21 protein-coding genes, 1 tRNA gene and 1 pseudogene are annotated in these 26,839 nt (G+C 65.0%); 16 read left to right on the top strand and 7 right to left on the bottom strand.

Annotated elements, in window-relative coordinates; all coding sequences use genetic code 11:
- Positions 1 to 50: 50 nt before the first annotated feature.
- The 5 genes and pseudogenes from truB to DT603_RS07275 form a co-directional block, all read left to right on the top strand.
- Positions 51 to 974: pseudogene (truB, locus tag DT603_RS07295) on the top strand (tRNA pseudouridine(55) synthase TruB); the annotation flags it as partial.
- Positions 975 to 1,268: 294 nt separating this feature from the next.
- The gene (gene rpsO, locus DT603_RS07290) at positions 1,269 to 1,529 is read left to right on the top strand and encodes a 30S ribosomal protein S15 (RefSeq protein ID WP_162349214.1); all 261 of its coding nucleotides are present in this window, start codon (positions 1,269 to 1,271) and stop codon (positions 1,527 to 1,529) included.
- A 171-nt stretch (positions 1,530 to 1,700) separates the two neighbouring features.
- Positions 1,701 to 3,809 carry a polyribonucleotide nucleotidyltransferase gene (gene pnp, locus DT603_RS07285; RefSeq protein ID WP_162349213.1) on the top strand — a complete coding sequence of 703 codons (2,109 nt, stop codon included), beginning with the start codon at positions 1,701 to 1,703 and terminating at the stop codon, positions 3,807 to 3,809.
- Between the two features lie 150 nt (positions 3,810 to 3,959).
- Positions 3,960 to 4,604 (top strand): DUF5671 domain-containing protein, encoded by a 645-nt coding sequence (locus tag DT603_RS07280; protein WP_162349212.1) that lies wholly within the window; start codon positions 3,960 to 3,962, stop codon positions 4,602 to 4,604.
- Positions 4,601 to 5,029, top strand: a complete 429-nt coding sequence (locus DT603_RS07275) for a hypothetical protein (protein ID WP_162349211.1) — start codon at positions 4,601 to 4,603, stop codon at positions 5,027 to 5,029. The genes DT603_RS07280 and DT603_RS07275 overlap by 4 nt, the downstream gene beginning before the upstream one ends.
- Positions 5,030 to 5,102: 73 nt before the next feature.
- On the opposite strand, the gene DT603_RS07270 is transcribed toward DT603_RS07275, so the two are convergent.
- Together DT603_RS07270 and DT603_RS07265 are read right to left on the bottom strand one after the other, a co-directional pair.
- Positions 5,103 to 6,359, bottom strand: a complete 1,257-nt coding sequence (locus DT603_RS07270; protein ID WP_162349210.1) for an esterase/lipase family protein — start codon at positions 6,357 to 6,359, stop codon at positions 5,103 to 5,105.
- Positions 6,360 to 6,470: 111 nt separating this feature from the next.
- Entirely contained in the window at positions 6,471 to 7,868 is a 1,398-nt protein-coding gene (locus DT603_RS07265) for a GntP family permease (RefSeq protein WP_162349209.1), read from the bottom strand.
- A gap of 247 nt (positions 7,869 to 8,115) precedes the next feature.
- Here DT603_RS07265 and DT603_RS07260 point away from each other — a divergent pair, with 247 nt between their 5' ends.
- The 3 genes from DT603_RS07260 (at position 8,116) to DT603_RS07250 (ending at position 14,421) form a co-directional block, all read left to right on the top strand.
- Complete coding sequence (locus DT603_RS07260) at positions 8,116 to 10,323, top strand: TonB-dependent receptor (protein WP_162349208.1); 2,208 nt, start codon at positions 8,116 to 8,118, stop codon at positions 10,321 to 10,323.
- 128 nt (positions 10,324 to 10,451) lie between these two features.
- Positions 10,452 to 13,781, top strand: coding sequence for a hybrid sensor histidine kinase/response regulator (locus DT603_RS07255; RefSeq protein WP_162349207.1), 3,330 nt, complete (start codon positions 10,452 to 10,454; stop codon positions 13,779 to 13,781).
- Between the two features lie 151 nt (positions 13,782 to 13,932).
- Entirely contained in the window at positions 13,933 to 14,421 is a 489-nt protein-coding gene (locus DT603_RS07250) for an NUDIX hydrolase (protein ID WP_162349206.1), read from the top strand.
- 123 nt (positions 14,422 to 14,544) lie between these two features.
- Here the strand turns inward: DT603_RS07250 and DT603_RS07245 are convergent, their stop codons facing one another.
- Entirely contained in the window at positions 14,545 to 15,210 is a 666-nt protein-coding gene (locus tag DT603_RS07245) for a response regulator transcription factor (protein WP_162349205.1), read from the bottom strand.
- A gap of 136 nt (positions 15,211 to 15,346) precedes the next feature.
- Between DT603_RS07245 and DT603_RS07240 the strand changes: the two genes are divergently transcribed.
- From DT603_RS07240 to DT603_RS07210, 7 genes are all read left to right on the top strand, one after another.
- Positions 15,347 to 17,185 carry a D-(-)-3-hydroxybutyrate oligomer hydrolase gene (locus tag DT603_RS07240; protein WP_246191666.1) on the top strand — a complete coding sequence of 613 codons (1,839 nt, stop codon included), beginning with the start codon at positions 15,347 to 15,349 and terminating at the stop codon, positions 17,183 to 17,185.
- 68 nt (positions 17,186 to 17,253) lie between these two features.
- The gene (locus DT603_RS07235) at positions 17,254 to 17,868 is read left to right on the top strand and encodes a CDP-alcohol phosphatidyltransferase family protein (protein WP_162349204.1); all 615 of its coding nucleotides are present in this window, start codon (positions 17,254 to 17,256) and stop codon (positions 17,866 to 17,868) included.
- An 80-nt stretch (positions 17,869 to 17,948) separates the two neighbouring features.
- The gene (gene phaE / locus DT603_RS07230; RefSeq protein WP_162349203.1) at positions 17,949 to 19,361 is read left to right on the top strand and encodes a class III poly(R)-hydroxyalkanoic acid synthase subunit PhaE; all 1,413 of its coding nucleotides are present in this window, start codon (positions 17,949 to 17,951) and stop codon (positions 19,359 to 19,361) included.
- Positions 19,358 to 20,428, top strand: a complete 1,071-nt coding sequence (locus tag DT603_RS07225; RefSeq protein WP_162349202.1) for a class III poly(R)-hydroxyalkanoic acid synthase subunit PhaC — start codon at positions 19,358 to 19,360, stop codon at positions 20,426 to 20,428. The genes phaE and DT603_RS07225 overlap by 4 nt, the downstream gene beginning before the upstream one ends.
- Positions 20,429 to 20,460: 32 nt before the next feature.
- On the top strand, positions 20,461 to 20,829 hold the full coding sequence (locus DT603_RS07220) for a YfeK family protein (protein ID WP_162349201.1): 369 nt from the start codon (positions 20,461 to 20,463) through the stop codon (positions 20,827 to 20,829).
- Positions 20,830 to 20,872: 43 nt separating this feature from the next.
- Complete coding sequence (locus DT603_RS07215) at positions 20,873 to 21,073, top strand: PspC domain-containing protein (protein WP_343037732.1); 201 nt, start codon at positions 20,873 to 20,875, stop codon at positions 21,071 to 21,073.
- Between the two features lie 6 nt (positions 21,074 to 21,079).
- A complete protein-coding gene (locus tag DT603_RS07210; protein ID WP_162349200.1) occupies positions 21,080 to 21,514 on the top strand; it encodes a hypothetical protein in 435 nt (144 codons plus the stop codon).
- A gap of 31 nt (positions 21,515 to 21,545) precedes the next feature.
- Here the strand turns inward: DT603_RS07210 and DT603_RS07205 are convergent, their stop codons facing one another.
- The 3 genes from DT603_RS07205 to DT603_RS07195 all read right to left on the bottom strand — a co-directional run bounded on the left by DT603_RS07205 (position 21,546) and on the right by DT603_RS07195 (position 23,865).
- Positions 21,546 to 22,760 (bottom strand): NAD(P)/FAD-dependent oxidoreductase, encoded by a 1,215-nt coding sequence (locus DT603_RS07205; RefSeq protein WP_162349199.1) that lies wholly within the window; start codon positions 22,758 to 22,760, stop codon positions 21,546 to 21,548.
- A gap of 75 nt (positions 22,761 to 22,835) precedes the next feature.
- The gene (locus tag DT603_RS07200) at positions 22,836 to 23,519 is read right to left on the bottom strand and encodes a TetR/AcrR family transcriptional regulator (protein ID WP_162349198.1); all 684 of its coding nucleotides are present in this window, start codon (positions 23,517 to 23,519) and stop codon (positions 22,836 to 22,838) included.
- 260 nt (positions 23,520 to 23,779) lie between these two features.
- A tRNA-Leu gene (locus DT603_RS07195) sits at positions 23,780 to 23,865 on the bottom strand.
- A 381-nt stretch (positions 23,866 to 24,246) separates the two neighbouring features.
- Between DT603_RS07195 and DT603_RS07190 the strand changes: the two genes are divergently transcribed.
- On the top strand, positions 24,247 to 25,695 hold the full coding sequence (locus DT603_RS07190; protein ID WP_162349197.1) for an MFS transporter: 1,449 nt from the start codon (positions 24,247 to 24,249) through the stop codon (positions 25,693 to 25,695).
- A 45-nt stretch (positions 25,696 to 25,740) separates the two neighbouring features.
- Here DT603_RS07190 and DT603_RS07185 read toward each other — a convergent pair whose 3' ends face one another.
- The gene (locus tag DT603_RS07185; protein ID WP_162349196.1) at positions 25,741 to 26,775 is read right to left on the bottom strand and encodes a LacI family DNA-binding transcriptional regulator; all 1,035 of its coding nucleotides are present in this window, start codon (positions 26,773 to 26,775) and stop codon (positions 25,741 to 25,743) included.
- Between the last annotated feature and the right edge of the window lie 64 nt (positions 26,776 to 26,839).

The following is a 26,839-nucleotide window of genomic DNA, read 5'->3' as shown; positions in this document are numbered from 1 at the left end:
AAGAGCATCGCGGGCAAGGCCCGCTCCTACAGAGAAGCTTGCTGCAATACATGTCGCTGCCCAAGGTCAAATTCCGCCGCCTCGATGGCATCCTGCTGCTCGACAAGCCGCAGGGACTGAGTTCGAACCAGGCGTTGCAGCGCGCACGCTTCCTGTTCCGCGCCGAGAAGGGTGGCCATACCGGCAGCCTGGATCCGCTGGCGACCGGGCTGTTGCCGCTGTGCTTCGGCGAGGCCACCAAGATCGCCGGCAACCTGCTTGGCGCACGCAAGGCCTACGACACCGTGGCCCGGCTCGGCGTTACCACCGATACCGATGATGCCGAAGGCCAGCCGCTGCTCGAGCGCCCGGTAGGCCACTACACCTTGCCGCAGATCGATGCGGCCCTGCGCCAGCTCACCGGCCGCATCCAGCAGCGCCCGCCCATTTATTCCGCCCTCAAGCGCGGGGGCGAGCCGCTGTACGCCAAGGCCCGGCGTGGCGAGCTGGTCGAAGTCGAGCCACGTGCGGTCGAAGTCCACCGCCTGGAGCTGCAATCGGCCGACGACCTGCTGGATGGGGGCGAGCCGCTGCTGCGGCTGCAGGTTGAGTGCGGTTCGGGGACTTACGTGCGCAGCCTGGTCCGCGACCTGGGGGAGCTGCTGGGCTGTGGGGCGCACGTGGTGGAACTGCGTCGTCTGTGGGTCGAGCCCTTCCGCGAGCCGCGCATGTGGACGCTGGAGGCCTTGCAGGCCCTTGCCAGGCGGGACGAGCGCAGCCTGGAGTCCTGCCTGCTGCCGCTCGATGCCGGCCTGATTGGTTTCGCCCGTATCGACCTGGCCGACGAAGCGGCACGCCGTTTCAGCCAGGGCCAGCGCCTGCCGGGCATTCCGGGGCCGGTCGGGTCGTGCGCGGTCTATGACGGTGCCGGTAGGGTGCTGGGGCTGGCCCAGCTGGATGAGGGCAGGGTGCTGGCGCCGCAGCGCCTGTTCAACTGGGAGCGGGCAGACGTGAAAGGGGAGGCGGGAGGCGAAAACTCACCGGTCCACGCCGCTCCGGTTTCACCTCCAGCCTCACCCATGCTGCCTCACGAAATCGAGTAAAACCTTGTCTTGCCAGTCCCCGGCGACTACAATGCCGCGGCCTTTTCGGCATCCTTGATCTACACAGATCACCCTCGCGGCAATCCATCGCAGCATCCAGCAAACGGCGAGTCCGCGGTGCGCACCGCATCCCTGAACCAGGGGTCCAGCGCGTTCCTGCAGGCCACGCATCCAGAGAGAAGACAAATGCCCATCGATACCCAGAAAGTCATTGAAGACAACAAGCGCGGTCCCGCCGACACCGGCTCCCCGGAAGTCCAGGTCGCCCTGATCACCGCCCGCATCGAGATGCTCAGCGGCCACTTCAAGACCCACAAGAAAGACCACCACAGCCGCCGTGGCCTGCTCCAGCTCGTGAACCGCCGCCGCAGCCTGCTCGACTACCTGAAGAAGAAGGATGGCGAGCGCTACAAGACCCTGATCGAGAAACTCGGCCTGCGTCGCTAAACCGAATACCGACCGCGGCGCAGGAATGCGCCGCGGTTTTGTTTTAAGGGACGAAATTCACGCCCTGACAGGTTCCAACCCGCGATACCCGGCCGGACCAACCCGGCCATCCGCCTGCAGCATGGGCTGCATCCGGTTCAACCGATAGCGCATCACCAAGGATCAGACAACGTGGCAAAAATTACCAAGACCTTCCAGTACGGCAAGCACCAGGTCACCCTGGAAACCGGCGAAATCGCCCGCCAAGCCGGCGGCGCCGTGATGGTGTCGTGCGAAGGCACCGTGCTGCTGGTCAGCGCCGTGGCCAACAAGACCGCGCGCGAAGGACAGGACTTCTTCCCGCTCACCGTGGACTACCAGGAAAAGTTCTACGCCGGCGGCCGCATCCCGGGTGGCTTCTTCAAGCGTGAAGGCCGCCAGAGCGAGAAGGAAACGTTGATTTCCCGTTTGATCGATCGCCCAATCCGCCCGTTGTTCCCCGATGGTTTCCGCAATGAAGTGCAGATCATCGCCACGGTCATGTCGATGAACCCGGAAATCGACGGCGATATCCTGGCCCTGATCGGCGCGTCCGCCGCGCTGTCGCTGTCCGGTGCGCCGTTCGACGGCCCGATCGGCGCGGCCAAGGTCGGTTACAAAGACGGCCAATACCTGTTGAACCCGACCGTCAGCGAGCTGAAGGATTCGGAGCTGGAGCTCGTGGTCGCCGGTACCGCCGCCGCCGTGCTGATGGTCGAATCCGAAGCGCGCGAGCTGTCCGAAGACGTGATGCTGGGTGCGGTCATGTTCGGCCACCAGCAGCTGCAGGTGGCGATCGCCGCCATCAATGAACTGGTTGCCGAAGGTGGCAAGCCGAAGTGGACCTGGTCCGCCCCGGAAACCAACGAAGGCCTGATCAGCGCCATCCGCCACGCCATCGGCGACAAGCTGTCGCAGGCGTTCCAGGTGCGCGACAAGCTCGAGCGCAAGGACACCATCTCCGGCGTCAAGAAGGAAACCATCAGCGCGCTGGCGGCCGACGCCGAAAGCAACGCCTGGACCCATGGCGACCTGGCCAAGGAATTCAGCGAGCAGGAATACCAGACCATGCGCAACTCGGTCCTCAAGACCAAGGTGCGCATCGACGGCCGCGCGCTGGACACCGTGCGTCCGATCACTTCGCGCGTCAGCGTGTTGCCGCGCGTGCACGGCTCCTCGCTGTTCACCCGTGGCGAGACCCAGGCGATCGTCGCCGTCACCCTGGGCACCGCCCGCGATGGCCAGGTCATCGACGCGGTGGCCGGCGAGTACAAGGAACACTTCCTGTTCCATTACAACTTCCCTCCTTACTCGGTGGGTGAGGCCGGCCGCATGATGGGCCCGAAGCGTCGCGAGATCGGCCACGGCCGCCTCGCCAAGCGCGGCGTGCTGGCAGTGATGCCGACCATGGAAGCCTTCCCGTACACCATCCGCGTGGTCTCGGAAATCACCGAATCCAACGGCTCCTCGTCGATGGCCTCGGTCTGCGGCAGCTCGCTGGCGCTGATGGATGCCGGCGTGCCGATCTCGGCGCCCGTCGCCGGCATCGCCATGGGCCTGGTCAAGGAAGGCGATGACTTCGTGGTTCTGTCCGACATCCTGGGTGACGAAGACCACCTGGGCGACATGGACTTCAAGGTCGCCGGTACCGCCAAGGGCATCTCGGCGCTGCAGATGGACATCAAGATCCAGGGCATCACCGAAGAGATCATGAAGGTCGCCCTGGCCCAGGCCAAGCAGGGTCGCCTGCATATCCTCAAGGAAATGGAAGCTGCGCTGACCGTGCCGCGCCAGGAGCTGAGCGAGTTCGCGCCGCGCCTGATCACCATCAAGATCCACCCCGACAAGATCCGCGAAGTGATCGGCAAGGGCGGTTCGGTGATTCAGGCCATCACCAAGGAGACCGGCACCCAGATCGACATCCAGGACGATGGCACCATCACCATCGCCTCGGTGAACGGCGCCGCCGGCCAGGCCGCCAAGGCCCGCATCGAGCAGATCACGTCCGACGTCGAGCCGGGCCGCATCTACGAGGGCAAGGTCGCCAAGCTGATGGACTTCGGTGCGTTCGTCACCATCGCCCCGGGCAAGGACGGCCTGGTCCATGTGTCGCAGATCTCCAGCGACCGCGTCGAGAAGGTCAGCGACGTGTTGAAGGAAGGCGACCTGGTCAAGGTCAAGGTCCTGGAAGTCGACAAGCAGGGCCGCATCCGCCTGTCCATGAAGGCCGTGGAAGAAGGCGAGGGCGTCGCGGCCGAGTAAGCCGCTGCCTACTGGTTGCATAAAGAAAGCGGGCTTCGGCCCGCTTTTTCTTTGGGCGATGCCTGTCTATGGGGTCGTGCCGCCTGGCGATTGGCGCATTGCATTGCCCGCTGCTAGATTCGACCCACGATTTTCCAAAGTGAGAACGACGTGGCTTCAGCAACCCAGGACCTGGATCTGTTCGTGCGCGAAGCGCTGGCAAGGGGCGAGTCGAAACAAGCGATGGAGGCCGCGCTGGTTTCGGCGGGCTGGCAGGCCGAGCAGATCCGCGGCGCCTTGAATGTCTACGCCGATGTCGCCTTTCCCGTGCCCGTTCCCAGGCCACGTCCCTATCTGTCGGCGCGAGAGGCCTTCCTCTACCTGACCCTGTTCACCACGCTCTACATTTCCGCCTGGCATCTGGGCAGCCTGCTGTTCAAACTGATCGAGCAGGCCTGGCCGGATCCGGCCGACAGCGAATACGTGGTCAGGAGCCTGGCCGATTCGATCCGCTGGTCCACCGCCTCGGTGATCATCGCCTTCCCGGTTTTCCTGTTCGTCGCCCGCTACCTCGGCCAGCAGCTTGCGCGCAGTCCGGCCAAGCGGCTTTCGGCGATCCGCCGCTGGCTGACGTACGTGACCCTGTTCGTGGCGGCGGTCGTGCTGATCGTGGACATGATCACGCTGGTCAACAACGTGCTGGGCGGCGAGCTCAGCCTGCGTTTCCTGCTCAAGGTGGTGGTGGCCGCGCTGATCGCCGGCACCGTGTTCGGTTATTACCTGTGGGACCTGCGCAAGGAGGAACAGGAGGCATGAGCACTCGCAATGCCGGGCGCTGGCTTGCCATCGCCGCCAGCGTGGTGGTGGTGGCCACCCTGATAGGGGCAATGCTGGTGATGGGCTCGCCAGCATCCCAGCGCGAATCCAGGCTGGACCGAAAGCGCGAGCAGGACCTGACACGCATCGCGATGCTGATCACCACCCGTGCGCAGGCCGGCAAGCCGCTGCCAGCCAGCCTTGCGGCCCTGGCCAGCGAACCCGGCGTGCGCCTGGCCACCCGGGATCCGCAAACCGATGCGCCTTACGGCTATGAAACGACCGGCCATGACACCTATCGCCTGTGTGCGGTGTTCACCACCGATACCGCGCAGGAGTCGGGCCGCGGCTGGATCGACCAGGAATGGCTGCACGGGCAGGGGCGGCACTGTTTCGACCGGAAGGGGACACCACGAAAGGGTTGAGCTGCAGTCACTGCGCGTGCAATGCGGCGCAGTGAAGGGAAGCTGCGAAGCAAGGGGGGCGGAGAGACAGTGTCTACTCCTTGACCGCCGGGGCTGCAGGCTTGCGCAGCCAGCGCAGCATCTGCCGGTAGACCGCCTGGCTGCCCAGCAATTCCAGATGGTTGGCCTCATGGCCTACCCATCGGCGTGGTTTGGGGATGCGCAGGTCGAAGGCGCGGTCGGCATGTACGCCCAGGGCGCTGGCGACGGGAACCAGGCCGTCGCCGCGGATCGAATGGATGTCGCGGTCTTCCCTGGCTTCCTGAGTGGAGACGGCCATTGCATAGGCCAGCACCGAGGCGGGCAAGGGCATGGGCGTGCGGCCGTCGGCGCGGTCATCGCCGTTGCGATCCTGCCAATCGGCATCGCGCAGGTTGCCATGGCGAAGGTCCTGGATGCCGGCGCTGCGGATCTTGCCGATGCGCACCAGAGGAGCGCTGTAGGGGCTGATGCCGATCAGCATGTCGGCCCAGCTGCCGGCACGTTCCAGTGGCGCGCCGTGGTGCGGGGTGCCCAGGAACAGCACGCGGGTGGGCAGGCCCGCCCAGGCGTGCGAGCTGGCCAATGCCTGGTCAAGCGCGGCGCGCGCGACCAGGCCGCCCATGCTGTGGCAGAGCAGGGTGATTTCCTCCACGGGCACCGGGTAGGCACGCACCAGTTGCTCGAGCAGGCCGGCCAGTTCCAGGCCGTTATGGGAGATGCGCCGGCCGCTGTTGTAATGCAGGTAGACCGGCGTGTAGCCGAGGTCCTGCTGCAATGCCTGGCCGTGGTCATGGCCCGCGTAGTTCCACTGCAGGTCGTTCATGCACAGGCCGTGCACCAGCACCAGCAGTTTCCCGGTGGCATCGGGAAGGCTTGCAGTAAGCGCCCGCGGGGAAAGCGCGAGTGGCTGCCCCTGGCTGCGGAATTGCATCGCAATCGCCAAGGGGTTGGCGCTCGATTCGAGGTGATCGCCAAGCACCCCGTTCACGGCGGCGCGTATGGCTTCACGTTGCGGCGACGGCTCGTCTCCACCCAGCAACGGCGCGAGACCCGATAGTGAGCGGTCCACGCCGGTTCCTACCAGTTGGGTAACGCCGCGCACGCCGCGATAGACAAGTCCGGTGAGACCGCTGGTTGTGGCAGGCGCTGGCCTGCCGATGACCGCGGGCAGGTGGGTAATGGCCGCGTGCATGGCCTCCACCAGGTTGGTCACGCCGGTGACGCCATCGACGGCCAGCCGGCCCAGTCCACGCAGGTCATTGGCGGTGGGCGATACGGGCGGCGCGGAGGGTGTGGCGAGCTTCTTCATGCGTCGATCGTGGCATGCGCCTGGACCCGGCCGCAATTTTTCTGGCGCCGTCGCCAGCTTTCGCCGGCCAATCAGGCAGCGCTCATCGCCCGCTGCGCCCAGGCGCCTGGTTCAGACCAGCCCGGTGGCGTAGTACAGGCCGATGATGAAGAACACGGCCAGGGTCTTGATCACGGTAATGGCGAATACGTCCTTGTAGGACTGGCGATGGGTCAGGCCGGTGACGGCAAGCAGGGTGATCACCGCGCCGTTGTGGGGCAGGGTGTCCATGCCACCCGACGCCATCGCGGCGACGCGATGCAGCACTTCCATCGGGATTCCCGCTGCATTGGCGTTGGCGATGAAGCTGTCGGCCATCGCTGCCAGGGCGATGCTCATGCCACCGGACGCCGAACCGGTGATGCCGGCCAGCGCGGTGACCGACACCGCTTCGTTGACCAGCGGGTCGGGAATGGCCTGCAAGGCGTTGGCCACCACCAGGAAGCCCGGCAATGCCGCAATCACGGCACCGAAGCCGTACTCGGACGCGGTATTCATCGAGGCCAGCAACGCCCCGCCGATGGCCGATTTGGTGCCCTCGGCGAAACTGGCGATCACCGGTTTCCAGGCGAAGGCGATCACCGCCGCGATGCCAACCAGCAGGGCGCCCTGCACGGCCCAGATCGCCGCGACCTTGGAAACTTCCTGCACCACCGGCGCGGGATTGCCGATCACGGCGGGAATGAACGACTGGCTTTGTCCGTAGAAGCCCGGGATCCAGTGGGTGAAAGCGAAATTGGCCACGCCTACCAGCACCAGAGGCAGGATAGCGATCAATGGATGGGCCAGCTTGTCGCCGCGGAAGGGCTCCGGTTCGTTGCGCAGGTCGGTGCCGTAGCCTTCGCCCGCACGCACCGCGACCCGGCGGCGCCATTCCAGGTAGCTCATGCCCAGGATCAGGATGAACACGCCGCCCAGCGTGCCCAGCATCGGCGCCGCCCAGCCGGTGGTGCCGAAGAAGGACGTGGGGATGATGTTCTGGATCTGCGGCGTGCCCGGCAGCGCGTCCATGGTGAAGGTGAAGGCACCCAGGGCGATGGTGCCGGGGACCAGGCGCTTGGGGATGTCACTCTGGCGGAACAGTTCGGCGGCGAACGGATACACCGCGAACACCACCACGAACAGCGACACGCCGCCGTAGGTCAGCAGCGCGCAGACCAGCACGATCGACAGCATCGCGCGCTGGGCGCCGACGACCTTGATGGTGGCGGCCACGATCGACTTGGAGAAGCCCGAGATCTCGATCAGCTTGCCGAACACCGCGCCCAGCAGGAACACCGGGAAATACAGTTTCAGGAAGCCGACCATCTTGTCCATGAACAGGCCGGTGAACATCGGCGCGACCAGGGCGGGGTCGGTCAGCAGCACCGCGCCCAGCGCCGCGATCGGCGCGAACAGGATCACGCTGTAGCCGCGGTAGGCCACGAACATCAGGAAGCACAATGCGGCCAGCACGATCAGGAAGGACATCGGGAAACTCCGGAAATGCGGTTAAGGGTGAAGTGGGCAGCGTTGCTGCCTGCAAATGGTCAGACCCGAAGAGACGAGCTCTTCTTCACCATCTACCGTCCCCCTTCTCCCGGCGAGTATCCGCAGCGCGGCGCTTCCTCCCCACTGTACGAAGGTACAGGTGCTGCCCCGCCGCCAAGTCTCTAGCCTTGCCTGCGAATCGGCCGCATCGGCCCGCCACGTCGTACCCGGGAGAGGGGAATCAAACATGAAGCGTAAACATCTGAGTCTGGCCATAGGCTGCGTACTGCTGGCACCAGCGGCATGGGCACAGGAAGCGGCGCCTGCCGAAGCGACCAGCAATGCAGCCACGCTGGACAGGGTCACGGTCACTGCGCGCAAGCGTGAGGAAACCCTGCAGGAAGTGCCGGTGGCAGTGACTGCGTTCACTTCCGAAGCGTTGGACAAGCTCAACATCAACGACATTGGCGACCTGGATGCGCAGGTTCCCAACCTGACCATCTATGCCGCACGCGGCTCCAGCAGCACCGCCACCGCGTACATCCGCGGCGTCGGCCAGGCCGATCCGCTGTGGGGCGTGGACCCGGGCGTGGGCATCTACCTGGACGACGTCTACATCGCGCGTCCGCAGGGCGCCCTGCTGGATGTGTTCGACGTCGAACGCATCGAAGTGCTGCGCGGCCCGCAGGGCACGCTGTACGGCAAGAACACCATTGGTGGCGCGATCAAGTACATCTCGCGCGGCCTGCCCACCGAGACCTCCGGTTTCGCCCAGGTGAGCGTCGGCAACTACAACCAGCTGGATGCCAAGGCGGCGATCGGCGGCTCGATCGGCGGCGCCGACAGTGGCCTGCGTGCACGCGTCGCTGTGGCCAGCATGAACCGCGATGGCTTCGGCACCAACCTGCTCAACGACCAGGAAGTCAGTGACAAGGAAATCAATTCGGCACGCTTCCAGTTGGGTGCCTATTCGGGCGACGACTTCGACGTGCAGTTCGCGCTGGACTGGATGGACGACAAGTCCGGCGTGCGAGGTGCCAAGATGCTGGCGCCCAATCCGATCGCCCCGGCGTACCAGCCGCTGGACGACCGCTACGACATCCGCAGTGGCATGCCCAACGTCAATGACACGGTGATCAAGGGCGCGTCGGCCACGGTCAACTGGCGGCCGAACGACAACTGGGCGTTCAAGTACGTGATCGCCAAGCGCGAGTCCGATACCGAAACCAACATCGACTTCGACACCACGCCGCTCAAGCTGGTCGACGTGCGCGCGTTCTACAGCGACAGCCAGGTCAGCCACGAACTGCAGGCCAACTACGACGCCGGTGGCCGCGCTCGCGGCGTGATGGGCCTGTATGCGTTCAACGGCGATGCCGGCGGCCAGGTCCTGAACTACTTCTCCAATCCCTTCCAGGCGCCGTCGCTGACCAACCCGCTGTTCGGCGACACCCAGGGCGTGGTCAATACCAGCAGCCTTGCCTTCTACGCCGACTGGACCTTCGACCTGACCGAAAAGCTGAAGCTGGACGTGGGCGCGCGCTATACCGATGAAGACAAGCACGCCATTGCGCTGAACCGCTTCTACCTCACCAACGACTACATCACTTCGTGGGGCACGGCGGCCAACTTCGACAAGACCGTGAACTTCAAGAACCTGTCGCCGAAGATCTCGCTGGATTACCAGGTCACCGATGACATCCTGGTCTACGGCCTGGCCTCGCGCGGGTTCAAGTCCGGCGGCTACAACATCCGCGCCAACACCACCGCGGTGCCGCGTTCGGGCGAACCGTTCGATGACGAGAGCGTCGACAGCTTCGAGGTTGGCAGCAAGATGGCGTTCTTCGACCAGCGCCTGTTCCTGAACCTGGCTGCGTTCCACAACGTGTACAAGGACATCCAGCTGTCGGTGTTCACTTCCTACACGCTGCCGAACAACACCCAGAGCTTCTTTGGTGACTTCACCAACGCCGGCAAGGGCACGGTCAACGGCGTCGAGGTGGAATACCAGTGGCTGCCGACCCGGAACTGGCTGATCAGCGGCAACCTGGCCTGGCTGGACGCCAAGTACGACGAGTTCATCACCTCGGGCGTCAACGTCGCCAAAAGCCAGCACTTCACCAATGCTCCGGAATTCTCGGGTGCATTTAATGTGGAATACCGCACCGACCTGGCCAATGGCGGCAACCTGTCCGCACGAGTGGGTTATTCGTACCAGGCCGAAGTCTGGCCGACCACCGACCTCAGTCCCTTGATCCGCCAGGACGGCTACGGCCTGCTGGGCGCGGGCATCATCTGGAAGGTCAACGATGCCTGGCAGCTGTCCCTGCAGGGCAGCAACCTGGCCGACGAGGAATATCGCACCACCGGCTACAACATCGCCGCCTATGGCGTGCTGACCGGCTTCTACGGTCCGCCGCGCCAGTACACGCTGACCGCGCGCTACGATTTCTGATGGTTGCGTGATGGCTTGATTGACCGGCAACGGCGGGCGAAAGCCCGCCGTTGCTGCGTTATGCTCGGCGCACCTGCAATCCACTTCGCCAGAATGCTCATGACCCTGTCGACTGATCGCCATATCGCATGCTGAGTTTCTGGACTGTCGCATTCGCCAGTGTCGTCTGGCTGGGATTGATGTTCGGCACCGCGCTGTATGGCGAGCGCCATCCAACCCTGTTCGCCCGCCATTGGCGCCATGTGTATTCGCTGTCGCTGGCGGTGCATTGCACGTCATGGACTTTCTACGGCACCGTCACCCAGGCCGCACGCTATGGCTGGCCGCTGCCGCCGACCTTCCTGGGCGCGATCTTTTTTTACGCACTGGCCGTGGGTTTCATGGTGCGGCTGGTGAAGCTGGCGCGCGAGACCAATGCCACTTCGCTGGCCGACCTGATCGCCACCCGGCTTGGCAAGGACGCATGGCTTGCCGCGACAGTGACCCTGGTCGCGGTGCTGGGGTTGATTCCCTATATCGCGTTGCAACTGAAGGCCATCGCGATGAGTTTCGCCACGCTCACCGTTGACGCCGGCGACGTAGTCGAAGCCGTGCCCGCCTGGCGCGACAGTGCGTTGTACGTGGCCCTGGCGATGGCCCTGTTCGCCATGCTGTTCGGCACCCGTCGCGCCAATGCGGCCGAACACAACCGTGGCCTGGTGCTGGCGATGGCCTTCGAGTCGCTGTTCAAGCTGGTGGCGATGCTGGCACTGGGTGCCTTCGTCTGGTTCGGCCTGAAATCCATGCCTGCGGCGACGCTGCCGGCGGTGCCACTGGAACCGGTGGGCGGATTCGCGCCGCTGGTGCTGCTGGGCGCGCTGGCGATGTTCATCCTGCCTCACCAGTTCCACGTGGGCGTGGTGGAATGCCGCGACGACCGCGATGTGCGAACCGCGCGCTGGCAGTTCCCGCTGTACCTGATCCTGATCGCTTTGCCGGCGCTGCCACTGGCGCGCGCCGGCACCGCCTTGCTGGGTACGGGCGTGCCCTCAGACATGTACGCACTGGCGTTGCCGTTCTCGCAGGGCCATGAAGGCGTGGCGCTGTTCGCGTTCCTGGGCGGCTTGAGCGCGGCCACCGGCATGGTGGTGGTGAGCACGCTGACCCTGAGCCTGATGATCGGCAACCACTGGTTCGCGCCGGGCCTGCTACGCGGCGCGTGGTCGCGCGGCAAGGGCGGCGACCGGCGTGGCGACCTGCTGCTGCTGCGTCGCGGCGGCATCCTGGTGATCATGTTGCTGGCCTGGGCCTACAGCCGCCTGGACAGCGGCAACGAGGCGCTGGCCGACATCGGCGCGGTGTCGTTTTCCGCGCTGGCGACACTGGCGCCGGCGTTGGGCTTCGCGGTGTGGCGCCCGCAGACACCGCCGCGCGCGGCCATCATCGGCGTGGTCGCCGCGTTCATCGCCTGGGCGTGGGTGATGCTGATGCCGATGCTGGTCGCGCTGTCCGCAAGCGATCCCGGCTGGTTGCAGTCGGGTCCTTTCGGGCAGGCCTGGCTATCGCCGCAGGGATTGTTCGGATTGACCGGATGGAGTCCGCTGGGGCGTGCGGTCGGCGTCAGCCTGTTCATCGGCATCCTGGCCACCGTGCTGGCTACCGCCTGGCGTCGGGAAACCCCGCATCATCGCGGCCGCGCCCTGGACCGGCAGGCATTGCGCGATGCGGGACTGCGCTTCCTGGCCCGCGAGCGCGTCGAGCAGTTGCTCGATGGAGCGCCGGCGCAGGGTCCTGTGCCCGCATTGACTGAAGCGCGTATGGAACGCGAACTGTCGGCGGTGCTTGGGTCGGCGTCCGCGCGACTGTTGCTGAACGCGGCGCGCCGTGAAAGCGGCGAGCTGGATGCCGTGGCGGCCATCGTCGGTGAGGTCTCGCAGGATCTGCGTTTCAACCAGCAGGTGCTGGAGGCCGCACTGCAGAACATGAGCCAGGGCATCAGCGTAGTCGACCGCGAGCAGCGCCTGGTGGCATGGAACCGTCGCTACGTGCAGATGTTCGGCTTCCCCGATGAGTTGCTGCAGGTTGGCCGCCCGATCATCGACCTGACCCGCTGGGCCCTTCGAAGCATGCCGCACCGCGGTTCGGACGAAGCGGCATTGCAGCGGCGCATCGCCTACATGCGCGCCGGCACCGCGCACCTGACAGAACGCGTTTTCCCGGATGGAAGCATCGTGGAGATCCGCGGCAATCCCATGCCCGGCGGCGGCTTCGTCGCCACCTACACCGACGTCAGCGCCTCGCGCCAGGCCGAGCGCAGCCTCAAGCAGGCCAACGAAACGCTTGAGCAGCGCGTGGTCGATCGCACCGCGCTGCTGGAGACCGCCAAGGCCGAAGCCGAACACGCCAATGATGCCAAGAGCCGCTTCCTTACCGCGATCGGGCACGACCTGCTGCAGCCGCTGCACGCCGCGCACCTGTTCACCGATGCCTTGTCGCAGCAGCTGGCCGATGGCAGCCAGCGCCAGTCGGTGCAACAGATCCGCGGCGCACTGGATTCCACCACCGACCTGCTGACCGGCCTGCTGGACATGTCGCGGCTGGAAGCCGGCGGGCTGGTGCCGGAACCGCGTGACCTGCCGCTGGCCGAAGTGCTGGAACCGCTGGTCTCCGAATTCCGTGCATTGGCCGGCGAGCACGGGCTGTCGTTCCGCCACGTGCCTACGCGCGCTTGGGTGCACACCGACCCGCAGCTGCTGCGCCGCATCCTGCAGAACTTCCTCGCCAATGCGGTGCGCTACACGCAGTCCGGCGGAATCCTGCTGGGCGTGCGCCGTACTGGCAACGGTGTGCGCATCGAGGTGCACGATACCGGCCCGGGCATAGAGCAGGGCGACCAGCAGGCGATCTTCGAGGAGTTCAGGCGGGGCGAAGCGGCCAGCGGGCAGGGGTTGGGTCTGGGCCTGTCGATTGCCGACCGTATTGCCCATCTCCTGCATGCGCCGCTGTCCCTGCGCAGCCGCGTCGGCAGCGGAGCGATCTTCGCGGTGAGCCTGCCGCGGGTGACGCCGCGATCCAGCGTGTCCAGCAGCACGGCGAGGTCGGGTCTGTCCGGCCGCCACGTGCTGGCACTGGACAACGACGCCGCGGTGGCCGAGGCGCTGCGCCAGGTACTGTCGGGTTGGGGCTGCATCGTGCACGTCGCGGCCGATGGTGCGCAGGCAGCGCGGATTATTGAAAACCGGCAGGTCGATCTGTGGCTGTTCGATTTCCATCTGGACGATGGGGATACCGGCCTGGCCGTCGCCCAGCGACTTGCCGCGCACTCGGGCGCCAGGCCGTGCCTGATCCTCAGCGCCGACCAGACCGACGCCGTGCGCCATGCGGTGCAGGAAGCAGGGCTGGCCCTGCTGGCGAAGCCCGTGCGCCCCTTGGCGCTGAAATCGGTCTTGGACAGGTTGCTCGCGGCAAGGGCGGTGTAGGGGGCGATGTAGGAGCGACGCAAGTCGCGAAACCCGTAGACCAGATCCATTGTGAGCTTCGCGACTCGCTTCGCTCCTACAACGCTCCTACACGGGATACGACCGCGCCGGCATCTAGAATGGCCTGCCGATCCCCCGCAGAACTTCCCTGATGCCTTACACCCCCATCGTCGCCACGCTTGGCTATGTCTTTTCCCCCGATCGCTCAAAGGTATTGCTGATCCATCGCAATGCGCGGCCCGACGACCAGCATCTGGGCAAATACAACGGGCTGGGCGGAAAGATCGAGCGCGACGAGGATGTAGTGGCGGGCATGCGCCGCGAGATCCTGGAGGAAGCCGGTATCGAATGCGAGGCCCTGGCGCTGCGCGGGACCATCAGCTGGCCCGGCTTCGGCAAGAATGGCGAAGACTGGCTGGGCTTCCTGTTCGTGGTCACCGAATATTCGGGTACGCCGTATACGGAAAACGTCGAAGGCACGCTGGAATGGGTGGCGGTCGCCGACATCATGCAGCTGCCGCTATGGGACGGCGACCGCCATTTCCTGCCGCTGGTGTTCGACGAGGACCCGCGCGGTTTCCACGGAGTGATGCCATACCGCGATGGCGGCATGGTGTCCTGGAACTATTCGCGGGTCTGATGCGGGGTCCGGGTAGCCATCCACAGGTGCTGTGGATGGAACGCGGGCAAAGCTGTGGGTAACTTCGAATCCGTCATGCCTGGCGGGCGTGTCAAGCGATGTGTCGAAAAAATGACCAGCGCATCATCCTTCCATCTGCCGCGCTGGGTCGCTCAGTTCCAGTTCCCTCAACACCACCCCGGCCTGGGTGCGGTTGCGTACGCCCATGCGTTCGAAGATGGCGGTCAGGTGCGCCTTGACCGTGCGTTCCTGCACATCCAGGCGGTCGGCGATCTGCTTGTTCAACAGGCCTTCGGCGACCAGGGTGAGCACCCGGAACTGCTGCGGCGACAGGCTCGCCAGGCGTGCAGCCAGCTCGGTATCGTGTTGCGAGGACTGCGAACGCGCCACTGTTGCGCGAAGTGAAGAAGGCAGCCACTGCTCACAGGCCAGCACGCTGCGGATCGCATCGCGCAGTTCATCCAGTCCCGAACTCTTGGGCAGGTAACCGGCGGCGCCATGGTCAAGCGCACGCCGCACCACGCGCGGGTCATCGTTGGCCGACACCACGACCACCGCGACTTCAGGAAACTGCGCGCGGATAGCGGCCAGCCCGGCCAGGCCGTGGTTGCCGGGCATATGCAGGTCCAGCAACACCAGGTCGATGTCGGCGTGGGCTTCCAGCGCCGCCAGCACGCCTTGCAGTGACTCGGCCTCCAGCACCGACAGATCGGCCACGGCATCGGCCGCCGCGCCACGCAGGGCGGCACGGAACAGCGGATGGTCGTCGGCGATCAGCAGCTTGGGCATGCGGGCAGGGCATCCGGTTGGCATGGTGGTTGCGCAGTGGTCGCGCGGGGAGCGCGAACCCTAGCAGCATAGTGGCAGCGGATGCGTGGTACCAAAGTACGATGACGTGCGGTGCAGTCCGGGTTAGCTTGGCCCCATGAACCAGACTCCGTCCCTGCGCCTCGCCGCCGTGCTGCTCGCCTGCCTGTTGCCCTCGGCCTGCAGTACCTCACTCCACCGTGCGTCGTCGAAAGAGGTTGCGATGATCGAGCCGCAACGCGAAACCGGACATCGTGGCGACGATGACCTGCTCACCGCCGGCCTGGGCCTGGCGGGGTTGCGGGCGATGGTGCCGCCCGCATTCGCCGAGGTTGCCAATCCCACGGCCGCCGAGCTGCGCCGACGGGCGATATGGAACAACTGGCGTGGCATCGCCGACCTGTCGGCGAGTGGAGGCTATGGCCAGGTTTATGGCAGCGTGGCCGGGGTGCCGGGGCGCGAGTTCTCCGCGTTCGCCACGGTGGCCGGCGCCAGCCAGCCGCATCGCGTGCTGGTGCAGGTTCCGGACGCGTTCGACCAGGCCAAGCGCTGCGTGGTGGTCACGGCCTCGTCGGGCTCGCGTGGCGTTTACGGCTCCATCGCCGTAGCCGGTGCCTGGGGCCTGCCCAAGGGTTGCGCCGTTGCCTACACCGACAAGGGTGCGGGCACCGATTACTACGACATAGACACCCATACCGGAGTGAAGCTGGACGGCACGCGCGGCACGCTGGAAGAAGCACTCGCGTTCCGTCCTGACGTTGACACCGGAGCGTCGGGCGTGGCCTTCAAGCACGCGCATTCGGGTGACAATCCCGAAGCCGACTGGGGCCGCCATGTGAAACAGGCGGCCGAATTCGCGCTGTCCGCGTTGGATCGCGCATTTCCGCAATCGGCTCCCTTCAACTTCGACAACACCCGCGTGATCGCGGTGGGTATTTCCAATGGGGGCGGCGCTGTGCTGCGGGCCGCGGAACTGGAAGGGGAGTGGCTGGATGCGGTGGTTGCAGGTGAGCCGAACATCTATGTTCCGGGTGCGGGCAGCCGCACGCTCTACGACTACACCACCGAAGCCGCCCTGCTGATGCCCTGCGCCCTGCTGCACCTGCCGGCCGACTCATTGCCGCAGCCGCCGGTGCGCGCGCAGGCTGAGCCGTTGTGGATTGCGCGTTGCGCCGCACTCAAACAGTCCGGACTGGTCACGGGAGACAACACGAAGGCGCAGGCGGAATCCGCTTACCAGCGCCTGCATGCCAATGGCTGGACGGACCAGGCGCTGACCGCTGGCGCGTTGAGTGTCGGCTTCGACCTGTGGCGCGCAGTGGCCGTGACCTACGCCTCGGCCTATGCGCGCTCGCCGATCGGGCAGCATCCCTGCGGCTACTCCTTTGCCGCGCAGAATCCTGATTTCTCGCCGCGCGCGGCCACCCAGGCCGAACGCAGCGCGTGGTTTGCCGACGGCAGCGGCATTCCGCCGGGAGCCGGCGTTGGCATCGTGGATACCAAACTGGCTCCACCCGATTTCACCCTGCCGGGACTGCAGTGCCTGCGGGGCCTGCCGGAGGCGCCGGATGACAGCGCATTCAAGCGTGGACTGGCGCAGACGCGGGCTGCAATGCCGCGCAAGGGCCTGCCGGTCGTGGTCATCCATGGCCTGGACGATGGACTGGTGCCGCCCGCGTTCAGCAGCGCGCCCTATGTCGCCACCGCGCAGGCCGCGGGACGGGACGTGGCCTACTGGCAAGTGAAGCATGCCCAGCATTTCGACGGCTTCCTGGCGCTACCGGCGTATGGCGCGCGCTATGTGCCCGTGCTGCCGTATGTGTACGCGGCGCTGGACCAGGTGGCGGCCCGCCTGGATGGGAAGGCGGGCAAGCCCGCTGACGCCGTCATCGAAGCGAGCCCGCGCGGAACCGGCGCAGTGGAAGCCGTGCAGCTCGCCATTCCCGCCCAGCGCTGAGTCGCCCGCGTTGCGGTCTTAACACTGCATTTGGCAGTCTGTGGCCTTCACTAAGCCACGGACAGCCCATGCCCCGCCACTTCTCCATGCTGCGCGACTTCCACCTGGCCGACTGGTTCACGCTGGCCAATGCCTTCTGCGGGACCGGTGCGGTCTTCGCCTCGATGCGCTTCCTGCAGGAGGGCAACGTGCGCGACCTGCTGTTCGGCATGGCGCTGATTCCCCTGGCTTTCATCTTCGATGCACTCGACGGCCGCATCGCGCGCTGGCGCAAGTCGTCCTCGACGCTGGGCCGGGAACTGGATTCGCTGGCCGACATCGTTTCCTTCGGCGTGGCACCTGCCGCCCTGGCCTATGCCTGCGGAATGCAGGGCGGCTGGGACTGGCTGGTACTCAGCTACTTCGTCTGTTGCGGGGTCAGCCGGCTGGCGCGCTACAACGTCACCGCCGAACAGTTGTCCGGCGAAGACGACAAGGTGAAATATTTCGAAGGCACGCCTATTCCGACCAGCCTGCTGCTGGTGGTGGTGCTGGCGGTTGCCGCGCTGGGTGGTCACCTGGGCGCGTCGCTGTGGTTCGGTGAACTGCGTCTGGGTCCGTGGCTGCTGCATCCGCTGGTGCTGTTGTTCGCCCTGTCCGGCTCCCTGATGATCAGCAAGACCTTGCATATCCCCAAGCCCTGAACGCCGGGGACGGCCGTCGGCCCGGGCTCGATTTGCCATCCTCGATTGCTATGATCGGGACGTAGCCCGGGAGGTGGAAGATGTTCAGTAGCGGATTCGGCAACAACGGCGATTTCGAGGGCATGGCACGGCAATACTGGAGCGCATGGGGCGAGGCGATGCGCCAGGCAGGTGCAGGCGGCGCGCCGGTCCCGCCGGCCAACCAGTGGCAGCAGGCGGTGGACTGGTGGTCGAAATTGATGCCGGGCGGGCACAGCCAGGCCAACGATGCGGTAGGGCGTTTCAACCAGCAGGCCAGCCAGTGGTTCGGGCAGATGCAGCAGGTTGCCGCGCAGTTCGCCGGACAGGACAGCAGCGCGGCGGACATCAGCCAGGCTTGGCGGCGCGCGATAGGCGCGGCTGGCGACAACCCGTTTCCGGAAATGTTCAAGGCGATGCGCGGGCAGGGCGCGCACGGGCTGGATCAATGGCTGGAACAGGTGAAGCCCTACCTGGAGGGCTTCCAGCAGCAGGGCCAGCGTTGGCAGCAGATGCCTGCCTTCGGGCAGTACCGCGAACACCAGGAGCGCTGGCAGGCGCTGCAAAAGGCGCAGCAGGATTACCAGCTGCAGACCGAGGAATTCAATACCCTGATGGCGCAATGCGCCAAGCGCGCGTTCGAGGTCTTCGAGGACAAGCTGACCGCACGCGAGGAGCCGGGCCGGCAGATCACCACTGCGCGCGGTCTGTTCGACCTGTGGATCGATTCGGCCGAGGAAGCGTATGCCGCGATAGCGCTGTCCCAGGAATTCCGCGAGGTCTACGGCGCACTCGGGAATGCACAGATGCGCTTGCGCGCGGCGATTCAGCTCGAAGTCGAGCACCTGACCGGACTGTTTGGCATGCCGACCCGTACCGAGGTCGATTCGGCCCATCGCAAGATCGCCGAACTCGAGCGGGCATTGCGTCGCGCTGCGGCGGCCGGCACCCGGCCCGTGGCCGAGCGCAGGGCGGCGACGTCCGTGGCAGAGGGCGCCACGCCTTCATCCCCGCGAGCAAGGCCGCGCCGCGGTCCACGCAAGCAGGCTGCAGTGCGCAAGGCACGGGCGCCGACACCCGCGCCAGCGAAGGTGCTTCCCGCGAAGAAAGCCGCGGCGCGCAAGGTCGCAGCCAAGCCCGCGATGGTCATGCAGAAGACACCGGCACGCAAAGACCCTGCGCCGGCCGGGCGCAAGCTGGCGGCGGCAACGAAGCCAGCAACGAAGCCAGCAACGAAGCCAGCAACGAAGCCAGCAACGAAGCCAGCAACGAAAGTCACGGTATTCCGCGATAGTTCGCCGTCGGTGGCCGCAAGCCGGGCCCTGCCGAAGGGCGCCGCGCAACGGAAGTCCGCGCCCGCGCAAACGCCTGCGCCTGTGGTCTCGATGAAGGACTGGGTGGCGCGCTACGCGCCCACACCTTTGCCGGGCAGTCCTGCCGGCAAGGGCGCACGCAGCAAGGGAGCACGCAAATGAACGGTCCCCTGAACTTGACCCCCAGCGCGTTGGCGCAGGAAGCCATGACCCTGCAGCAGAAGCTTTCGGCGGGCCTGCGCACGCTGCCGGAAGTGGAGGATGTGCAGTACGGGGCAACCGCCAAGCAGGAAGTGTGGCGCGATGGCAAAGTGGTGCTGTACCGCTTCATCGGTGCGCATGCGCCCACGGCGAAAGTTCCGTTGCTCATTGCCTACGCGCTGGTCAACCGGCCGTACATGGTCGACCTGCAAGACGACCGCTCCCTGGTCAAGGGATTGCTGGCGCGAGGGGAAGACGTCTACATCATCGACTGGGGATACCCGGATCGCTCCGACCGTTTCCTGATGCTGGACGACTACATCAACCGCTTCATTGGCGGCGCGGTCGACCACCTGCGCACGAGCTCCGGGCGCGACGCCATCAATCTCCTCGGCATCTGCCAGGGCGGCGCGTTTTCGCTTTGTTATGCCTCGCTGCATCCGGAGAAGGTGAAGAACCTCATCACCATGGTCACGCCGGTGGATTTCCACACCCCGGGCAACATGCTGTCGAACTGGACCCAGGACATCGACGTGGACCTGATGGTGGACACGCTGGGCAACGTGCCGGCGGACATGATGAATTCCAGCTACCTGATGCTGAAGCCGTTCCGTCTGCACCTGCAGAAATACGTGGGCCTGGTCGACATCCTCGATGACAAGGCGGCTATCGAGGATTTCCTGCGCATGGAGAAGTGGATCTTCGATTCGCCTGACCTCGCGGGCGAGGCGTTCCGCCAGTTCATCAAGCAGTTCTACCAGGGCAACGGCTTCGTCAACGGCGGCATCGAGATCGATGGCGAGCCGGTTGATCTGCGTTATGTCGACATGCCGATCCTCAACATCTTCGCCGAACAGGACCACCTGGTGCCGCCGGATGCGTCACGTGCCTTGCAAGGGCTGGCTGGCACGCGCGACTACACCGAGCTCAGCTTCAAGGGCGGCCATATCGGCATCTACGTGTCCAGCCGGGCCCAGCGCGAAGTGCCGACTGCCATCCATGAGTGGCTGGCGCGACGGGCCCGTTGAGGGTGGCTGCGATGGGTGGACTTCGCAGTGCAATGGCCAGCTCGATCCTGGCCCTTGCAGGAGTACTGCTGGCGCCCATGACGACAGCAGCGCCTTCTGCAAAGGCCAAAGCTGAAATTGCACGGCTGATCGCCGTGCTTGGGGATTCGAAATGCCGTTTCCAGCGTAACGGGAGCTGGTACGACGCGGCCGAGGCGCGCGCCCACCTGCAACGCAAGTACGACTACCTCTTGAAGAAGAACAAGGTGGACACCGCCGAGCAGTTCGTCGAGCGTGCCGCGAGCCGCAGCAGCCTGAGTGGGCGTCCCTACCGGGTGAAATGCGGCAGCACCGAACAAGCCGCGTCCACCTGGTTCCTGGGCGAATTGCAGCGGCTGCGCAATACCGCCGCGACGCACTGAAGCGCTAGACTTCAAGCATCGTTTTTTTCGGGAGGACGCTATCGTGGAACAGGAAAAACCCTTCGCGCGCTCACTCAGCGACCGCATGCTGGCGGGCGTGATGGGTGGGATCGCGCGTCGCTTTGGTTGGAATTCGACCTTGCTACGCGTCCTCTTCGTCATCGTCTCGCTCGCCTCGGCTGCCTTCCCGGGGATCCTGGTGTACCTGATCCTGTGGCTGTTGATGCCCAACGAAGCGGACTGAGCGCCCATGCAAGTCGGGTGGCGGGAGATTGGATTGGCCCTCGGGATCGTCTGGGCTTCGCCGAATAGTCTGATTGGCCTGCTCGGTGGCGGGGTGGGCATGCTTTTCGGCGCGAAGCCGCAGGTCAGCAGCCGCGACTTCGCCGTGGTCTTCCACCATTGGCCGTGGGGTCCGGGCGGCGCCATCACTCTGGGCAACACCATCCTGCACACCGGGCACACGCTGGATTCGGAATGCGTGACCTACGAGCACAGCGCAGGGCGCTGCCAGCATCCGCGCATCAAGATTGGCGACCACGAGCGCGCCCATGTCTACCAGTACATGGTGCTGGGGCCGTTGTTCCTGCCGGTCTACCTGGCTTGCGGTGGGGTCAGCGTGCGCAATCCGTTCGAACGTGCGGCCGACCGCTACGCAATGACGGGGCAAGGTTGGTGGCCGTGAGTTTTTGCTTCTCGCCAGGCCCCGATTACGCTCAGCGATCCAATCGTCCAAAAGCGAATAGTCTTGCCAGTGGGTGTTTGCGCTTCTCGATCAGAGCGCGCAGCAGGCCAGCTCCCAGCATGCTGTAGGTGATGCCGTTGCCGCCATAGGCCATGGCGAAGTGCACGCGCGGCCCGTGCTGCGCATGCGGACCGAAAAAAGGCAGCCCGTCCCGGGTCTCGGCGAACGTGCCTGCCCATGCAAACGCGGGTTTGAATGGCACCTCGGGGAAGAGCTTGCCGACCTTCTTCTCCAGGGTGCGCGCCTTCTTGTCCACGCGTGCGTCGCGCCGCGCGGGGATGTCGATGCTGTCGTCTTCCCCGCCCACCAGCAGCCGGCCATCGCCAGTGCTGCGCATGTAAAGGTAGGGGCGTGCCGACTCCCATACCATCGTGTCCTTCAGCTGGCCCAGCGTGTCGGCCTCGATGGGGTCGGTGATGAACGCGTAGCTGCTGCGGTTCTGCGCGACTTTTTTCTCCAGCCATTGCTGGCTGGCATAACCGGCCGCAAGCACCAGGTGGTCGGCGCGGATGACCTGGCCTTCTGTGGTCTGCAGGGTGATGCCGCGCGAAGTGGACTGGATACTCTGGATGCGCGTGCGGTCGAAGACCGCGCCGCCGCGTTTCTGCAAGCGGGCAAGCAAACGATAGGCCATGCGGTAGGGATCGATGCGCGCTGCCTGGTGGCTGAGGATCGCCACCGGCGCATCGATGCCATAGCGCGCGTTGACGTCTTCGTTCTCCAGCAGCTCCACCTCGAAACCATGGCGCAGGCGCAGCTCGAATTCCTCCCGCAGCACACTGGCGTGCCGGCGTTTGCTGGCGTAGTAGAGGCTTTCCATCCAGCCGAAATCCACGTCGCGGATGTCCCGGGCCTTGTCCTGCAGCATGGAGATCGCCTCAGCGCACTGCCGGTACGCAAGTACGGCATCGCGTTCGCCATAGCGCTTGGCCAGGTCGATCATGTGGGTGTCTATTTCATACTGCAGCAATGCGGTGCTGGCCGACGAGCTTCCCCAGCCTACGTCGCGCTGCTCGACTACCGCCACGTCATGGCCATGTCCGGCCAGTTCATCGGCAATCAGCGCGCCGGTGATGCCGCCGCCGATGATGGCGACATCGCATCGCACGTCTTCCTGCAATGGGGGGAAGGAGTGCATCAGGCCGTTCTTGACGGCCCAGTAGGGGTAACCGCTCTTGAGATCCATGCGCGCGCCAGACAGGGAAAGCGCGCAGCATGCCGTCCGCCGCATATGGCCGGCGTGAGCGTGCAGGGCGGAAGGCTAGCGGGGCAGGGCGCCGTGCAGGAAAAGCTGTACCGCGTTCTGCGCATACGAACGCAGTTCCTGCGGATCCGGCTCCTTGAGGTTGCCGGACGAGACGCGGATCACCAGGTCGCCGAACAGCATCATGAAGAACTGGCTGGCCGCCAGGCTGGACGACGCAAGTTTCAGCCGGCCAGCGGCCATTTCCTGCTCGAAATAGTCCGCCAGGCTGGTGCGCACCGCGGCGACAGCATGGTCGAAGAACCAGTCGCGCATGCCGGGGAAGGATTGACCCTCACCAATGACGATCCGGTGGATGACCACCGATTCAGCGGTGCACATGCCCTCGGCAATCCGTTCGGCGGCCTGTTGCAACGCATCCTCGGGTGACAGGCCAGAAAGGTTGAGGTCCTGCAGGCGGGCGCTCAGGTCTTGCAGCCGACGCCGGATGATGGCGTGGGCCAGTCCTTCCTTGTCCCCGAAGACGCGATACAGGGTGGCCAGCGATCCCCCGGCGCGCGCCACGATCTCGCTCAGGCGGGCGTGCTGGTAGCCCTTCTCGGTGAATACCTCGGTGGCCGCATCAAGGAAGCGCTCTACCCGCAATTCTCCGCGCTTGCAGAGGTCGACGGCCGGACGGGGGCGCAGGGAGACGGCAAGGTCGGCGCCGCCCGCGATCGAATCGCTGGTTGATGCGTCCATGGCATGGTTCCTGACAAATCGAGGCAAACCCAATCTAACAAAAATATGCCGGCAACACCGGAGACAGTGCGCAACTTCGCCAATGGATTGACGCAGTAGCCAGCCACGGCCGCATGGCGCTGCAGCTATCGTTTTATCGCTATCCGCGGGCCGATCGGCTTGACCAGCCGCATCTGGGGAAGCGGGCTTCGTACCCGGCAGGCAATGTAGCGAGGCAGCCACAGGCAAGAAAAAAGCCCCGCGATCGCAGGGCTTCTTGCTGGTGCCGAAGGTGGGACTCGAACCCACACGCTTTTAAGGGCGGCGGATTTTGAGTCCGCTGCGTCTACCATTCCGCCACTTCGGCGCGGCCGCGGAGTATAGCCGACTGCGCGGCAATCCCCAATCCCGGACCGCTGTCCCCGCCATGGAGGCACGACGGGCATGCTGCAGCGCGGAATGCATTCCCGCGCCGATTAAGTATCTTGACAGCGCTGTCAGGGGTAGCCGGAAAAGGTCGTGGCGGGCTGGGGAAGGAGGCAAGTGGGCCTTCGATCCAATCCCGGTCCCATGTCGCATCCGTGCTCAAGCTGTCGCCACGAGGGGGAAGGACCCAGCAAGGTCCTGCGCCTGTGCGATATTCGACTCGCGATGTAATCTCGGCGGATACAAAAGATGCGTACAAAAGCAGCGGGCTCCCTGTGCAGTTTCAGGGCGATCTCCAACTATGAAGGCGGTTACTGAAAACATGGCCACACAGCAGACCCGTTGGTCCCAGTTCGGCGTCCTGATCACGGTATTCTTTTTCTGGGGATTCGTAGCGGCGAGCAACGACATCCTGATCCCGGTATTCAAGAAGGCATTCAGCCTCAGTCATGCGCAGAGCCAGTTCGTGTCGGTTGCGTTCTACGTGGCCTATACGGTCGGCTCGTTGATCTATTTTTTCGTTTCCAAGTTCATCGGCACCGACGTCCTGAATCGCATCGGCTACAAGAACGGTATCGCCCTTGGGCTGGTGATCTCGGCCATCGGCACCTTGCTCTTTTACCCTGCTGCCAACCTGGGATCTTTCAACCTGATGCTGTCGGGCCTGTTCATCGTGGGCCTGGGTTTCTCACTGCAGCAGATCGCCGCCAATCCGCTGGCCATCGTGATGGGCGACCCGCGTACGGGTTCGCAACGCCTGACCATGGCTGGTGGCGTCAATAATTTCGGCACGACCATCGGCCCGCTGCTCGTAAGCCTGGCCATCTTCGGCAGCGTTGCCGCAGGAGGTACCGAGGCCAGCATCGAAAGCGTGAAAACCCCCTACCTCGTGCTGGGTTTGGCCTTCCTGCTGGTGGCGGTTTTCCTCAAGTTTTCCTCGGTGCCCGATCGCATCGACCTTGAGGAAGTGACCGAGTCCGAAGCGCAGGACAACAGCAAGTTGCTGCACAAGGCTTCGGCCTTCGGCTACCCGCAGCTGGTGCTGGGCATGCTGGCCATCTTTGTCTACGTGGGCGTGGAGGTGTCTACCGTCGCCAACCTGCCGGCGCTGCTGGAAGAAAGCATGGGCATTTCCACGTCCTCGGTTGCCCCCTATGTTTCGCTGTACTGGGCGAGCCTGATGATCGGGCGCTGGACCGGCGCGGCGGGCGCGTTCAACGTCGGGGCCGGTGCCAAGCGGCTGCTGACCCTGGTCCTGCCTTTCCTGGCCTTTGGAGTATTCCTGGCGGTGAACGCGATTGCACGACATGAAGTGTCGCAATTCATGGGCTATGTGTTCGTCATCGCGTTGATGATCCTGGCCACCCTGGCCAGTCGCGGCAATCCGGCGCGCATGTTGCTGTACTTCGCCATCTGCGGAATTGCCGCGTTGGTGATCGGCATGTCCACCACCGGCAAGACCAGCGCCGTGGCCTTCATCAGCGTCGGCCTGTTCTGCAGCACGATGTGGCCGTGCATTTTCGCCCTGTCCATCACCGGCCTGGGCAAGCACACCAACCAGGGCAGCAGCCTGTTGATCATGATGATCATGGGCGGCGGCATCGTAAGCTGGCTGCAGGGCCTGGCTGCAGACCAGGTTGGCATGCAGATGAGCTACTTCGTTGGCGTGGTCTGCTTCGCCTACCTGGCGTTCTATGCGCTGCGCACGGTGTCCATCCTCAGGGCACAGGGCATCGACCTGGACAAGCTTGCCGCCGGCAATGCGCATTGACGAAGGGCATTGCTGCTGGCGCTGCGCATGCGCAGCGCCAGCGTATTACCGGGTCTTGCGCCTGCTTGAGGTCGACTCGCGCAGCTGCAGGGCGTAACCCATGCGCACCATCTCGCCTGCATTGGGGTCGCGTATGGCCTTGAGCAGTTCCAGGGTCGCCACCCGCCCCATTTCCCGGGTCGGCTGGCGCACGGTGGTGATCTGCGGGTATATCTGGCGGGAGATGGGCGTGTCGTCGAATCCGCAAACGGAAAGATCGTCGGGCACCACCAGACCGCGCTTGCTGGCTGCCCGGATGACGCCTGCGGCAGTGTCGTCATTGGCCGCGAAAATGGCGGTGGGTGGGTCTTCCAGGTCGAGCAGCCTGTCGCCGCCACGCACGCCCGAGTCGTACGAGAATTCGCCCTTGATCACCAGCCTGGTGTCGTAGGCGATGCCGGCATGCTTCAGTGCCTCGCGGTACCCGGCATGACGCCACTCGCTGGCACCGTGGTCAGGATGTCCCTTGATATGACCGATGCGTGTATGGCCAAGGGAAATGAGGTGGCTGACCATTTCGAACACGGCCCCGTGTTCGTCCAGGGTGACTCCGATGCGGCCGCGATGGGTGCGCGGGGAAATGCTTGCGAACGGCACGCCCATTTCGTCCAGGTGGCCGAGCAACTTGACGTCATCGGTCAGCGGCGGGGTCAATACCAGTCCGTCGGAGCGGGTGTGTTCGATCAGGTCGGTGATATGCGCGATGCAGTCCGGATGGTCGTAGGACACCGGCCCCAGCACCAGGTTGTAGTGGCTGGCGCGACAGGCATCCAGCACGCCACCCTGGACCTCCATCAGGTAGTTGCTGGAAGGGTTGTCGTAGATCAGCGCCACCACGTACGAGCGCTGCCCCGCCAGGCTGCGCGCCGATGGATTGGGCCGGTACTGCAGCTTGGCAACCGCCGCTTCCACCTTGCGGCGGGTTTCCTCGCGAACATTGGGTTCCTGGTTGAGGACGCGGGACACCGTCTTCATCGAAACACCGGCGGCTTCCGCCACGTCCTCGATGCGCGCCCGACCGCTGGTTCGTTCCTCTGCCATGCGTCCTATCTTGCCAGATGCACCGGATATTTCCTGTTGCGTCTGCCGCCTCCTTTTCCGTTCG

This window comes from Pseudoxanthomonas gei (genome assembly GCF_010119615.1).
Taxonomy (GTDB): domain Bacteria; phylum Pseudomonadota; class Gammaproteobacteria; order Xanthomonadales; family Xanthomonadaceae; genus Pseudoxanthomonas_A; species Pseudoxanthomonas_A gei.
Note: the sequence above shows the minus strand (reverse complement) of the source record. Positions and strands in the feature narration are given on the sequence as shown.

Bases quoted from the DNA above. Each gene is read 5' to 3' on its own strand.
- rpsO (WP_162349214.1), top strand. From the start codon at position 1,269: ATGCCCATCGATACCCAGAAAGTCATTGAAGACAACAAGCGCGGTCCC.
- DT603_RS07275 (WP_162349211.1), top strand. From the start codon at position 4,601: ATGAGCACTCGCAATGCCGGGCGCTGGCTTGCCATCGCCGCCAGCGTG.
- DT603_RS07270 (WP_162349210.1), bottom strand. From the start codon at position 6,359: ATGAAGAAGCTCGCCACACCCTCCGCGCCGCCCGTATCGCCCACCGCC.
- DT603_RS07265 (WP_162349209.1), bottom strand. From the start codon at position 7,868: ATGTCCTTCCTGATCGTGCTGGCCGCATTGTGCTTCCTGATGTTCGTG.
- DT603_RS07260 (WP_162349208.1), top strand. From the start codon at position 8,116: ATGAAGCGTAAACATCTGAGTCTGGCCATAGGCTGCGTACTGCTGGCA.
- DT603_RS07255 (WP_162349207.1), top strand. From the start codon at position 10,452: ATGCTGAGTTTCTGGACTGTCGCATTCGCCAGTGTCGTCTGGCTGGGA.
- DT603_RS07250 (WP_162349206.1), top strand. From the start codon at position 13,933: ATGCCTTACACCCCCATCGTCGCCACGCTTGGCTATGTCTTTTCCCCC.
- DT603_RS07245 (WP_162349205.1), bottom strand. From the start codon at position 15,210: ATGCCCAAGCTGCTGATCGCCGACGACCATCCGCTGTTCCGTGCCGCC.
- DT603_RS07240 (WP_246191666.1), top strand. From the start codon at position 15,347: ATGAACCAGACTCCGTCCCTGCGCCTCGCCGCCGTGCTGCTCGCCTGC.
- DT603_RS07235 (WP_162349204.1), top strand. From the start codon at position 17,254: ATGCCCCGCCACTTCTCCATGCTGCGCGACTTCCACCTGGCCGACTGG.
- phaE (WP_162349203.1), top strand. From the start codon at position 17,949: ATGTTCAGTAGCGGATTCGGCAACAACGGCGATTTCGAGGGCATGGCA.
- DT603_RS07225 (WP_162349202.1), top strand. From the start codon at position 19,358: ATGAACGGTCCCCTGAACTTGACCCCCAGCGCGTTGGCGCAGGAAGCC.
- DT603_RS07220 (WP_162349201.1), top strand. From the start codon at position 20,461: ATGGCCAGCTCGATCCTGGCCCTTGCAGGAGTACTGCTGGCGCCCATG.
- DT603_RS07210 (WP_162349200.1), top strand. From the start codon at position 21,080: ATGCAAGTCGGGTGGCGGGAGATTGGATTGGCCCTCGGGATCGTCTGG.
- DT603_RS07205 (WP_162349199.1), bottom strand. From the start codon at position 22,760: ATGGATCTCAAGAGCGGTTACCCCTACTGGGCCGTCAAGAACGGCCTG.
- DT603_RS07200 (WP_162349198.1), bottom strand. From the start codon at position 23,519: ATGGACGCATCAACCAGCGATTCGATCGCGGGCGGCGCCGACCTTGCC.
- DT603_RS07190 (WP_162349197.1), top strand. From the start codon at position 24,247: ATGGCCACACAGCAGACCCGTTGGTCCCAGTTCGGCGTCCTGATCACG.
- DT603_RS07185 (WP_162349196.1), bottom strand. From the start codon at position 26,775: ATGGCAGAGGAACGAACCAGCGGTCGGGCGCGCATCGAGGACGTGGCG.